This window comes from Psychrobacillus sp. FSL W7-1493 (assembly GCF_038004905.1).
Lineage (GTDB): Bacteria > Bacillota > Bacilli > Bacillales_A > Planococcaceae > Psychrobacillus.
The window spans coordinates 1,775,365-1,787,686 of the sequence record NZ_JBBOSB010000001.1; the positions used below are offsets into that span (position 1 = coordinate 1,775,365).

Genomic DNA, 12,322 nt, shown 5'->3' on the forward strand with positions numbered 1-12,322 from the left:
ACATAAGTTTGTCACAATTAAGATACATCTTCAACTCATTATAGAACTTCGACGTGATATACGCAATTAATACAGTGATTTTGCTTACTCTCTAACTGGATGAATGAATTCTCTGGGAATAACTTGTCAAACTGCCCTTTTAGAAAGGATTCATGTAATAAACATATAAATTGTGGGTATTTATTTAAAAAATCTTTATAAGGACAATTAAATATAGAAAAAGTGATCACTTTTTTATTGTTCTTTTCCATGATAGTAGGGATATAACCTATAGAGTGGGCAGTTTCCTTTAAAATATCCAGTTTCTCTTCAAAGGACATGCTATCCATTAGTGTATGATTAACCACTTTTTGTCCATTTTGATAAGCGATATCCTTAGCTTTTTCAAGTGCTTCTTCACCCATTGTATCCACTAATTCCAATAGCCATTCAAGCAGTAAATGATTTTCCTGTTTAGGAAAACTTAAATGTATTGGATCTTCAGCAACAACATAAACTCTTGCTGGCCGGCCACCTTTTTCGTTTTTAACGAATTTCGAAGTCAGCAGCTTCGCTTCGTTTAGTTTTGTAAGATGTAGTCTAGCCACATTTGGATGAATACCAAAATGTTGGGCAATTTGCTGTACATTTACTTCCTTATTTTCTTTTATAATATATTGATAGATTGAGTATCTAGTCTCATCTGCCAGGGTACCTGTTAGTTTTAATGTATCGGACAAGTATATCCCACCTTCCATTAATTTTATTATAAGGGAGAATTTAAGAATGACAAATGATATTATCTAATAAATAAAAATTGTGAAAAATCACTTTATTTATTTAGAAATAGGAAGTATACTATGTTTTATAAGCTTCGTGCGGCCAAGCTTGTGACTGGGGAAAGGACAACGAAATGCAACAAGAAGAAAATGTAGTGGAACAAAGATGCTTCCAACTATTAAAGAAGGCACATCAATTTGGAGCTTCTGATTTTCACATGATTCCCAATGAAGAAAATTATATCTATTATTTCAAGAAGACATCCCAAATGTTCGAGGCAGGTCAGCTTCCATCGAATCTTGGGATCAGAATCATATCATACTTCAAGTTTTTATCCTCTCTTGATATCAGCGAAAAACGAAAACCACAAAGCGGTTCCTTCCAACATATGTTTAACTCACAAAAATTTTCGTTTCGAGTTTCTACCTTACCATCTGTGTATGGAAAGGAGAGCTTAGTCATTCGACTTCAACAGCATGACAATGCAAAAATTATCCACTCACTTTCCTTATTTAGAGGAGCATCAGACAAAATTGTAGAGCTGGCTAACCAACGGCAAGGGATGATTCTTTTTGTTGGACCAACTGGCTCAGGTAAGTCTACATCTATGTATTCATTGACAAAATACTGTGCAGAAAATATGAACCGGCATGTCATCTCTTTAGAGGACCCTGTTGAAAATAGTCAGTCGTATCTACTTCAAATTCAAGTGAATGAGCGCTCAGGAGTTACGTATGCCAAAGGGCTAAAAGCCATTTTAAGGCACTCGCCAGACGTTATTATGATTGGAGAGATTAGAGATGAGGATACGGCTAAAGCGGCAATACAGGCTTCCTTAACAGGACACTTAGTAGTATCCACGATTCATGCCAAGGACGGATTAGGCGCTTTATATAGGCTGATGGATCTTGGTATTAGTATTGATGAATTAAAACAAACGGTAACCGGTGTTGTCACTCAAAGATTGGTAAGTGTAGTGAAAACAAAAAGTCCAGAACTATCTGCCATATATGAAATTATTGCAGATGATGTTTTAGAGGGTGCATTACTCTCGATAAGTGAAGGAAATACTTTCAAGGTTCCAGTTCCCTTAACTCTTTCCTATCAAATAGAAAGGGGGATCAGGGAAGGTGTTATTAAAATCAATTAAAGATCATCTCCGTAAGAAGGATGAAACCATCCACGCTTCTATGCATGCCTCTTTTTTGAAAAGGTTAAGTGAATTGCTCAATGAGGGATATACATTTCATGAAGCGATTACTATGTTGTTACCATTTCATGTGAAGAACATACATGTGGTACAAACGAAAGTGACGGACATACAAAAAAGAGGACTTGGCGTAATAGAAGTATTTAGGGTGCTAGGTTTCCCCAATCGTTTGCTTCTTCCCATTTATTTGGCTTCCCAGCATGGACATTTAGTGGAGACAACAGAAGTTTTAGCAGTAAACTCAGCTTTCAATGAGCAAGCAAGAAAACGTTTGAAGAACCTTTTGTTATATCCCTTATTTTTGTTTGTCATAATATTTTTGTTGTTTTCTGTTTTTCGAATTTACTTTATTCCTAATATGGAAACCTTGCTTTCTAAAAACTCCGCCCAATCTGACAGTTCCCTTTCATTAACCAATACCCTACTTAACCTTCCTAACACCTTTGTAGTCTCTCTCTTCTCTATGATATTACTCTGTCTATTTCTATGGCTCCTGCTTAGAAAGAAAAGTATGGAGATTAAAATTATATTCTTTAAACGAACTCCCATTTTGAATAGTTGGTTTCGTTTACTGGTCACCAGAATATTCTCTAGGGAGATAGGGGTACTACTAGAGAGTGGTATGTCTCTTCAAGAATCCTTTACTGCTTTAATCAACCAAAAAGAAAATAAAATACTGCAGTACATTGTATTTCAGATGAACGAAAAAGTAATTTATGGCTCCTCGTTTTCAGAAGGTGTCATACTAGTGGATTGTTTTACTGATGACTTTCATCAATTTATTGTCCATGGAGAAAATAATGGCTACCTAGGCAAAGAACTTACACTTTATAGTGACTTTATAAACAAGCGAGTGGAGGAAAAGCTATCCCGATACTTAAGTATTATTCAACCCTTGATGTTCTTAATACTTGCAGTTTTTATAGTGGGTGCTTATTTGGCAATCTTACTACCAGTATATGAAATGATTAATATAATTTAAAGGAGCTAATCAAATGAAAAACTTATTAAAATCTAATAGAGGTTTTACTTTAATTGAAATGATGATTGTACTGCTAATTATATCTGTACTAATATTAATCTCGATTCCAAATGTCACAAAGCATTCAGCAAATATTGATAAGAAGGGCTGTGCAGCCTACATTAAAATGGTCGAAGGACAAGTGCAAGCCTATAAAATAGATAATAATAAAACTCCTTTACTCTCAGATTTAACTGTAGATGAATATTTGGGAGCAAATAATAAAAGCTGCCCTAACGGGGATGAAATTGATATTGAAAATGGAAAAGTGATTATTAAGGAAGTAGCTAATGGAGGAAATTAAAAAACAAGTTGGTTTTACTTTGATCGAGACTACGTTAATTCTAATGATTGTTATGGTAATTAGCTCTGCGGTTATTTATGGAACATCTAATAAAGTAATCGAGCTAGAGGAAAAAAGATTTTTTCGCCAATTTCAGTTAGATGTGCAACGAGCGCAAGCTCTGGCGTTAAGTCAGGAGCAATATATCGTTTTAAAATTTGGAAACAAAGGAACAAGCTATTCCACGACAAACTCCAATATAACTTTATTTGAAAATAGGCTGCCTTCACATATTAGTTTATCGGAGGACAGTAAATTAAAGGAACTTATTTTTCTGCCGAGTGGTATGCTTAGAAATTTTGGGAGCTTTGCTTTCTTGACTTCAAAAGAAACGAAACTAGTTACTGTGCATATAGGTACTGGTAAATTAGTGTATGAACAATAAGGGATTTTCATGGGCAGAAACCATATTAACTTTATTTATAACTTTTATGATCGCTACAATACTTCTACCTTTACTTACAAATATGAATGTAAAGCTTGAAGACAAAAAGAGGAAATACCACTCGGCGATCGTCATGAATGAAGCAGCTAAAATGTTCGTAACAGAAGATATAAAAAACGGTTCTCTTACTATAGAAAGTGTAACATTTAACTTTCAAATAGATGAACAACAGGTTTGTGTTGAATATCAAGGTGTGAGAGGAGAGGTGATTAACTGTATAGAAATCTCATCGGTAAATTAAAAAAGCAAAATGGTTATACTTTTATCGATGGTATTTTACAACTATCGGTATTTATTATCTTTGCTCAAATACTGGTACTAATAATGTGGTCGTTATATACGACAGAAAAAAAGGTGACGGATCCACAAGAAGTGGAATGGGGTTTATTCATACAATACGTGGAAGCTTACTTAAATAATGTAGATAGTATCATGGTCCAAAAAAGCCAGCCAGGAATCCGCTTTATAAAAGAAGGGGAAGAGTTTGATGTAGAATACGCATCAAACGTGATTCGAAAACAAAAGAATAGATTGGGTAACGAGCCTCTCCTCTTAAATGTACAAGCGCTTAAAGTTAGTATGGAAGGACAAAATATTACATTCTTCGTCACTTTTTTTAATGGTCAACAGAAGGAGCACACCATGTATGTTACGTATTCTAAATGAGCAAAAAGGTGCTTTGCTACTAGCTTCCACCATCCTACTTTCCATTGTCTGTTTTTCCATTCTCACCATTACTGCCGCATACCAATCTAAATATCGAACGTATGATTTGTTGGAAATCCGTCATATTAGTGATACTATCAATAAAATGAGTATTTTTATTGATCAAGAAAATAATCCTGGTATGTAGTGAGTTGATGAAAAATGTACAAGATCTATTTAGTAGGCTTTATGGGGAGCGGTAAGAGCGCTGTCGGAAGAAGGCTGAGCTACCATTTAAAAATGCCTTACTATGATATGGATAAAGAAATTGTCAAAAAACAGAAAATGTCGATACCTGAAATATTTGAGCAGCACGGTGAGGCATATTTTAGGAAATTAGAGACGGAGTTTTTGCAAACCTTTCGAAATGAATCTTGTATTATTTCTACGGGTGGTGGTGTAGCCACACTTGAACGGAATATTAAAATTATGAGAAATAATGGACTAGTTTTATTTTTAGACGCAACATTCGAAGATATTTGGATGCGTATAAAAACGGATAAAAATAGGCCAATCGTTCAAAGGAGTACGAAGGAAGAATTACAGCAACTTTATAATACGCGCAGAAGAAGCTACAAAAAGGCTGCTCATATTACTATTAGAACCGAAAACAGGCATATTCGACAAATAACAGAATACGCAGGATTTCAAGTAAATCGACTCAAAGGCGAATGATTTATCATTTTAGTTAAATGTTCGTTCGTCTTTAGATAGTTTTTGTAAAAATGATTGCGCTCTCTTATGTTCAATGTTAGGATATAGACAAAGCTAGTGATATTTCTATATTTAGCGGATGATTATACGGGGAGAGAACGCATCACTGCGTCGCCGAAGGAGCAAGTAATTATTTATGAATCTCTCAGGCAAATGGACTCGTATAGGACGCAACTCTGGAGAGTGCTTTCAAAGTTAAGTGGAAAGCCACCAAAGGGGAAAGCCATCTTATGGTAAACTTTCAGGTGCCAGGACAGAGAACCCTTGTTAAGTTAAAGGGGGTTTTCTGTCCTTTTTGTGATTTTCAAACCATGTACCTTTAATGCCCTATGCTTTTTCTACCTATTTAAAGGAGGAATTTAAATTGTCAGAACAGTTAAAACGAACGCCGTTGTATGATGTCTATTCATCGTATGGAGGAAAAACAATCGATTTTGGTGGCTGGGAATTACCTGTTCAGTTTTCAAGTATTAAGGAAGAGCACGAAGCTGTTCGTACGAAGGCTGGATTGTTTGATGTTTCCCATATGGGAGAAATTTTCGTAAGTGGGCCACAAAGTGAAAACTACATACAAGGTTTAGTTACCAATGACATTTCTAAATTAGTTAATGGTCAAGCACAGTATAATGTAATGTGTTATAAAGACGGCGGAATTGTTGACGACCTATTAGTTTATAAGCTAGAGGATCAGCATTATTTATTGGTTGTGAATGCTGGTAATATAGAAAAAGATTTTGAGTGGATGAAAGAAAATCTTATAGATGATGTTGAGTTAAATGATAGCTCCAATGACTATGGACTATTAGCTTTGCAAGGTCCAAAAGCACAAGAAATTCTTCAAAAGTTAACGACACAGGATTTAGCAGAAATTAAATTTTTCCGCTTTAAAGACAAAGTAGAAGTCGCTGGCAAAGAAGTAATCGTGTCTCGCACTGGTTATACGGGAGAAGATGGTTTTGAAATCTATGCATCTAGTAATGATCTAACAGATTTATGGAGCAGCATACTAGAGGCAGGTAAAGAGGAAGGATTACTTCCATGTGGGCTTGGAGCTCGAGACACATTACGCTTTGAAGCTTGCCTGCCGTTATATGGTCAAGAATTATCTAAAGATATTACTCCATTGGAAGCAGGGCTTGGATTCGTAGTGAAACTGAATAAAGAGCAGGATTTTAATGGGAAGTCAGTATTGGTAGAACAAAAAGAAAATGGTGTTCCGAGAAAGAGTATTGGAATCGAAATGATCGATAAAGGAATTCCACGTACTGGTTATCCAGTATACAAAGATGGAGTTCAAATTGGTTTTGTTACTACCGGGACGCAATCACCTACATCTAAAAAGAATATCGGTCTAGCTTTAATTGACGCAACATTTGCTGAAATTGGACAGGAACTTGAAATTGAAATACGTAACAAACGATTAAAAGCAGTAACTGTAGCTACTCCGTTTTATAAAAGAGAAAAATAAGACAAAGAAAGAGGTTGTCCATTGATGAAGCAGCATCGTTATTTACCAATGACTGAACAAGATCAAAAAGAAATGTTAGACGTAATCGGCATTTCTTCTATTGATGAATTGTTTGCAGATATCCCAGAAAAGGTTCGTTTTAAAGGGGAATATAATATTAAACCTGCTAAAGCAGAATCTGCTCTTCTTAAGGAATTAAGCCAGCTAGCTGCTAAAAATGCAGATAGTAGACAATATGCGTCTTTCTTAGGTGCTGGAGTATATGATCATTTTAAGCCAATCATTGTGGATCATGTTATTTCACGCTCTGAATTTTATACAGCTTATACACCATATCAACCTGAGATTTCTCAAGGGGAGCTTCAAGCTATTTTTGAATTCCAAACGATGATTTGCGAATTGACTGGAATGGATCTTGCAAACTCCTCTATGTATGACGGAGGTACTGCGCTTGCTGAAGCGGGTAACCTTGCAGCAGGACACACAAAGCGCAAAAAGTTAGTTGTTTCTGAGGCAATCCATCCGGAGTATATTGATGTAGTGAAGGTTTATGCAAAGGGTCAAAATGTAGAGGTTGTTACTGTACCAATGAAAGATGGGGTTACAGACTTAGTTAAGCTAGAAGAAGCAGTCGATGAGGATACAGCAGCAGTTATGGTTCAATATCCTAACTTCTTTGGTCAAATTGAAGACCTAGCAAAAATTGAACAAGTAACACATGAGAAAAAAGCGTTGTTCGTTGTTTCAGCTAATCCTCTTGCATTAGGTGCTTTAACACCACCTGGTAAGTTTGGTGCAGATATTACAGTAGGGGATGCACAGCCTTTTGGTATTGCAGAAGCATTTGGTGGACCACATTGTGGTTACTTCGCAGTAACTTCAAAGCTGATGCGTAAGGTCCCTGGACGTTTGGTTGGAGAAACAACAGATGAGGAAGGTCGCCGCGGGTTTGTCTTAACATTACAAGCGCGTGAACAGCACATTCGTCGTGACAAAGCTACTTCTAATATCTGTTCTAACCAAGCTTTAAATGCACTTGCTGCATCTGTAGCGATGACAGCTCTTGGTAAAAAAGGTGTAAAAGAAATGGCTATTCAAAATATAACAAAGACCCACTATGCAAAGCTAGCATTTGAAAAAGCTGGTTTTGAAGTACCTTTCCAAGGAGCTCATTTTAATGAAATCGTCGTGAAAGTGAATGGCTCAGTAGCTGATGCAAATAGTAAGCTTTTAGAAAAAGGTATAATTGGTGGATTTGATTTGGGTCGTATCAACTCGGATTTGAAAAACCACGTATTAGTTGCAGTAACAGAACAACGCACAAAAGAAGAAATAGATGCACTCGTGCAAGAAATGGGGGCTCTTTATGCATAAGGACAATCAACCACTAATTTTTGAAATAACAAAAGAAGGTCGAGTAGGATATAGCCTACCTGAGCTAGATGTTCCAGAAGTAGATTTGTCATCCATCTTGCCTGCAGGGATGTTACGTGAAGAAGAGGCAGAGCTTCCAGAAGTATCTGAGCTTGACATTATGCGTCACTATACAGCTTTATCTAACCGAAACCATGGTGTGGATACAGGATTCTATCCACTTGGTTCTTGTACGATGAAATACAACCCGAAAATCAATGAATCTGTTGCAAGATTCCCTGGATTTGCAAACATTCACCCACTTCAAGAAGAGTCAACTGTTCAAGGTGCAATGGAACTATTATATGAATTACAAACATCTCTAGTTGAAATAACTGGTATGGATGAAGTTACACTTCAACCAGCAGCCGGTGCCCACGGTGAGTGGACAGCGCTGATGATGATTCGTGCTTTCCATGAATCGAATGGGGATACACAGCGCACGAAGGTAATCGTACCTGACTCTGCGCATGGTACAAATCCAGCATCTGCAACAGTAGCTGGATTCGAAACTATTACTGTTAAGTCTAATGAGGACGGCTTAGTAGACTTAGAAGATCTACGTCGTGTTGCTGGGCCTGATACAGCTGCCTTGATGCTTACTAACCCAAACACGTTAGGTTTATTTGAAGAACATATCCTAGAGCTAGCAGAAATCATTCACGGGGTAGGCGGTAAGCTTTATTACGATGGTGCCAACTTAAATGCCGTTATGTCTAAAGCGCGACCAGGAGATATGGGCTTTGACTGTGTTCATTTAAACTTGCATAAGACGTTTACTGGCCCTCATGGTGGTGGAGGTCCGGGTTCTGGACCAGTTGGAGTGAAAGCGGATCTGATTCCCTTCCTTCCAAGTCCAGTTCTTGTAAAAGAAGATAATAAATATACGTTTGACTATAACCGTCCACAATCTATTGGCCGAGTGAAACCGTTCTACGGTAACTTTGGTATCAATGTGCGTGCGTACACATATATTCGTTCTATGGGCCCAGATGGTCTAAAGGCAGTAACAGAATACGCTGTGTTAAATGCTAACTATATGATGAGACGCTTGGAAGCTTATTACGACCTTCCATACAACCGTCATTGTAAGCATGAATTCGTATTAAGTGGACGTCGTCAAAAGAAATTAGGCGTTCGTACATTAGATATGGCTAAGCGTCTGTTAGACTTTGGTTATCATCCACCAACAATCTACTTCCCATTGAACGTAGAAGAAGGCATGATGATTGAGCCTACTGAAACAGAATCCAAAGAAACGTTAGATGCATTCTGTGATGCAATGATTCAAATTGCTAAAGAGGTTGAAGAAAACCCAGAAATCGTTCAAAATGCACCACATACAACAGTGATCAATCGTTTAGACGAAACAAAAGCTGCACGTAAGCCAGTACTGCGATACACTAAAGCATAATGAAAAGTGCGATCCTTAAGGGTCGCACTTTTTTCTATGGCTATGTTAAAAGGAAGGTTAATTGTTTTAAATGGTATGGTGGTGACATGTAGGCTAATAGGCTACATCTGACATCTGTTTAAAAAGTACGTTTTATCATTAATGCAGTATAAAGATTAGTGGAAGTCTTATAGATTAGTTTAAAAATAAATTATATTTGCGATCAGTTTCGAAGTTAAATTGAAATTCTTTATTCAATTAATGGATGCTTTACATCAAGAAAGGGTAAAGCTTTTTTTTATTAAAATATCGTCGTCGGTTAGTAATAGAAGGATTTTGTTTTTGATTTTGAATAGCTTAAGAATAACATATGTAACTTTTGGATATTTGTATCGACTGATAAAGAAAGGGGGGAGGGATCTAATTGAAAGTCAAGATAGTAGTTTATTTCTTGTTGCTTAATACACTCATAATGGGATGTTCGAGTAAGGAAGAAAGAATTGAAAACCTTCATAATGACAAAGGTACAGTAGAAAATAAAATGACATCCAAATCACCCCCAACTTTAACAATCTCGATTGGCGAAGAGGCTATTAGAACATTTTTACTCGGTTACTCTTGGAGTTATTACGACGAAAATGAAGGCTCCATGGCTGCCATAGAGACAGAAACTATGCCGCCACCAAGTTTAGGGAATATTGATAAGGTAACGAAAGTAGATTCCAATTCAGAAGTTACACTAAAATTTGAAAGATCTCCAATCGATTATCAGTTCATAATTTGGGAATCGGAACATAATATAACTGGGACTTATGAGGAATTAGATCTTTCACAGCTCAAAGGGAAAGTTATATTCCAAGTCTTAGCAAACTGGGAAGAAGGAAAGGTAAGCTATTTTTTCTACATAAATATCCACTAACTTATTCAATTAACCGGTGCGTTAGTGAAATAATCCATTAAAGGTTTTTTGCATTTGTGTTGAATAAGTTAAATTTGTTCCAAGAATAAAAATAGGAATGTGAAACGTGGAGTTAATATTGTGTAATATCATAAAAATGGAATTGGAATTGTAGCTATATTGCTTATTATGAATTTTGGGATTTTAAAGAATACTACTGAATAGTGAGCCTAAAGTATGGATTTCCCTAACAGATGCGTTACTTCAAGGAAGAGTGAATTCTTTTTCTTGTTATTTTAAAGTCTCGGATTATTGAAATAGGAAATACGAGTAGAGAATAAACATGGAGGATTAGGATTCTTATCAATCATGTAATTATAAGGGGAGTAGTGATTAACATTAATATTAATCAAAATGTAAAAACATCAGGTGCTTACGTTTTATATCGGGGGTTGTTTATTTTTCAGGTAGGTCCTACAAAAGAGGCAGATAGACTTGGGGTAGTTAGACTCGGAGGTCATAAAGAATTTGAAGAAACCGCATTACAGACAGCTAGACGTGAAGTTTTTGAAGAGGCTTCAATGAAAATAACTCCACTAAATTCTCCAGTAACATATCATATAAGTGAGTGGGGAAATAAGCCTGCCATAATAAAGCTAGGCGAGGAAATAGCTCCAATTTTAGTTATAGGAAATGAAAAGGAATCTTTATCAATTATGTATCTTTCCTACTCTGAGAATGAACCAAATCCCTCTTCAGAAACGAATGGACTTCTACTACTAACTCCAAAAGATGTTCATTTTATCTGTAATAATAAAATTACTTTAATTGATTTTATGAAACAAAATGGAAAAGCGATCTTAAAAGGAAATATAAATAGAGATTTGGTTTTAACACCTTTTCCTCAACTATTGTTTCTTTCAAAATTGTTAAAAGAACATTCAGGTTTATTCATTATAAAATAATAAGGATGTTTGCCAAACTATACACTTAAACTTTGGGTGCTTTACTTCCAGAAGGAGTAAACTCTTTTTTATTGAGCTAAAGTAATAGGTCTTGATTTTCTTATTGTTGGTGAAGGAAATAGAATCTCCTATATTTGAAACTAATTTGCTATTTTTTCGTAGCATTAATAAAAGGTAAAGGCGAAAGGAAGATATTATGATGAACCTAGAAGAGTATAAAAAGCGAGCAGCGGAACAAGAGGATTGGTCACCAGGATGGGATGTAATAGATAGAGTCTTTGAGGAGTTGTATCCGAATCAAGAGCCGGCTCATTTTGGGACAGATTTACATGCTCGTGCTTGGTTAGGTGGAGACCAATATATTGATGGATATAGTATTTATCAGTCACCTAATGGGTACAAGCATATGGTGACTTATGGGATGACCGACTTATATGTGAATGATCAATCATTTGGGGGTAAATGGAGTGGTTGGGGATATGAAATGACAATAAAATTGGCAGAGGAAAATGTAGAGGATTGTTTATGGGCGGTATCCATGCTTTCTAATCTTGCCAACTATACATATACGCAGAAAAAACCTTTTGAGCCGTTTCAGTATGTTGCTGGCAATGGGGGTTCTATCCATATTGGAGTAGACTCTGCAATTACAGCGTTACTTGTTTTGGGTGACCCAGAGGTCTCAGGGGTGGATAGCCTCCATGGTAGAGTTGACTTCCTTCAATTGGTTGGAATCACCCAGAGGGAATTAGAGAGTTTAATAGAGGATCCAAGTAAGGTAGTGCTTCTTTCTGAGAGAATGAAGAAAGATAACCCTTATTTCATTACTGATATGAAAAGAACTCAGTCGTATATTTGATATAACGTCAACTACAAAAAACACCAACATTTTCTTATTGTTTGTAGAGGTAAGTAAGAGAGGATTCCAGTGGGATGAGAATGTTAAGATGCTACAAGCTTACGAGCGACAGCGACTGGAGGTGTTTTA

15 protein-coding genes and 1 riboswitch are annotated in these 12,322 nt (G+C 36.3%); of the genes, 14 read left to right on the forward strand and 1 reads right to left on the reverse strand.

What is annotated here, in order from left to right:
* Positions 1-38 precede the first annotated feature (38 nt).
* The gene (locus MKX96_RS08975; protein WP_340883252.1) at positions 39-719 is read right to left on the reverse strand and encodes a helix-turn-helix transcriptional regulator; all 681 of its coding nucleotides are present in this window, start codon (positions 717-719) and stop codon (positions 39-41) included.
* Positions 720-892: 173 nt separating this feature from the next.
* On the opposite strand from MKX96_RS08975, the gene comGA reads away from it, so the two are divergent.
* From comGA to MKX96_RS09045, 14 genes are all read left to right on the forward strand, one after another.
* Positions 893-1,909: a competence type IV pilus ATPase ComGA gene (comGA, locus tag MKX96_RS08980; protein ID WP_340883253.1), complete on the forward strand. Its 1,017-nt coding sequence runs from the start codon at positions 893-895 to the stop codon at positions 1,907-1,909.
* Positions 1,890-2,951 (forward strand): competence type IV pilus assembly protein ComGB, encoded by a 1,062-nt coding sequence (gene comGB, locus MKX96_RS08985; protein ID WP_340883254.1) that lies wholly within the window; start codon positions 1,890-1,892, stop codon positions 2,949-2,951. Before comGA ends, comGB begins: the two co-directional genes overlap by 20 nt.
* A gap of 13 nt (positions 2,952-2,964) precedes the next feature.
* Complete coding sequence (gene comGC, locus MKX96_RS08990) at positions 2,965-3,294, forward strand: competence type IV pilus major pilin ComGC (protein WP_169358114.1); 330 nt, start codon at positions 2,965-2,967, stop codon at positions 3,292-3,294.
* The gene (comGD, locus tag MKX96_RS08995) at positions 3,281-3,718 is read left to right on the forward strand and encodes a competence type IV pilus minor pilin ComGD (protein ID WP_340883255.1); all 438 of its coding nucleotides are present in this window, start codon (positions 3,281-3,283) and stop codon (positions 3,716-3,718) included. The genes comGC and comGD overlap by 14 nt, the downstream gene beginning before the upstream one ends.
* On the forward strand, positions 3,708-4,019 hold the full coding sequence (locus MKX96_RS09000) for a hypothetical protein (RefSeq protein WP_340883256.1): 312 nt from the start codon (positions 3,708-3,710) through the stop codon (positions 4,017-4,019). The genes comGD and MKX96_RS09000 overlap by 11 nt, the downstream gene beginning before the upstream one ends.
* Positions 4,020-4,075: 56 nt before the next feature.
* Positions 4,076-4,444, forward strand: coding sequence for a ComGF family competence protein (locus MKX96_RS09005; protein ID WP_298472918.1), 369 nt, complete (start codon positions 4,076-4,078; stop codon positions 4,442-4,444).
* Positions 4,425-4,631, forward strand: coding sequence for a hypothetical protein (locus tag MKX96_RS09010; protein WP_169358118.1), 207 nt, complete (start codon positions 4,425-4,427; stop codon positions 4,629-4,631). The genes MKX96_RS09005 and MKX96_RS09010 overlap by 20 nt, the downstream gene beginning before the upstream one ends.
* Positions 4,632-4,645: 14 nt before the next feature.
* On the forward strand, positions 4,646-5,158 hold the full coding sequence (locus MKX96_RS09015; RefSeq protein WP_169358119.1) for a shikimate kinase: 513 nt from the start codon (positions 4,646-4,648) through the stop codon (positions 5,156-5,158).
* Between the two features lie 118 nt (positions 5,159-5,276).
* A riboswitch (glycine riboswitch) is annotated at positions 5,277-5,368 on the forward strand.
* Positions 5,369-5,519: 151 nt separating this feature from the next.
* The gene (gene gcvT / locus MKX96_RS09020; RefSeq protein WP_340883257.1) at positions 5,520-6,665 is read left to right on the forward strand and encodes a glycine cleavage system aminomethyltransferase GcvT; all 1,146 of its coding nucleotides are present in this window, start codon (positions 5,520-5,522) and stop codon (positions 6,663-6,665) included.
* A gap of 24 nt (positions 6,666-6,689) precedes the next feature.
* Positions 6,690-8,039, forward strand: a complete 1,350-nt coding sequence (gene gcvPA / locus MKX96_RS09025) for an aminomethyl-transferring glycine dehydrogenase subunit GcvPA (RefSeq protein WP_340885949.1) — start codon at positions 6,690-6,692, stop codon at positions 8,037-8,039.
* A complete protein-coding gene (gene gcvPB, locus MKX96_RS09030; RefSeq protein ID WP_169358121.1) occupies positions 8,032-9,492 on the forward strand; it encodes an aminomethyl-transferring glycine dehydrogenase subunit GcvPB in 1,461 nt (486 codons plus the stop codon). The genes gcvPA and gcvPB overlap by 8 nt, the downstream gene beginning before the upstream one ends.
* Before the next feature lie 403 nt (positions 9,493-9,895).
* Positions 9,896-10,390, forward strand: a complete 495-nt coding sequence (locus tag MKX96_RS09035; protein WP_340883258.1) for a hypothetical protein — start codon at positions 9,896-9,898, stop codon at positions 10,388-10,390.
* A gap of 377 nt (positions 10,391-10,767) precedes the next feature.
* Positions 10,768-11,334 carry an NUDIX hydrolase gene (locus MKX96_RS09040; RefSeq protein ID WP_340885951.1) on the forward strand — a complete coding sequence of 189 codons (567 nt, stop codon included), beginning with the start codon at positions 10,768-10,770 and terminating at the stop codon, positions 11,332-11,334.
* Positions 11,335-11,530: 196 nt separating this feature from the next.
* Complete coding sequence (locus MKX96_RS09045; protein WP_340883259.1) at positions 11,531-12,193, forward strand: suppressor of fused domain protein; 663 nt, start codon at positions 11,531-11,533, stop codon at positions 12,191-12,193.
* Positions 12,194-12,322 lie beyond the last annotated feature (129 nt).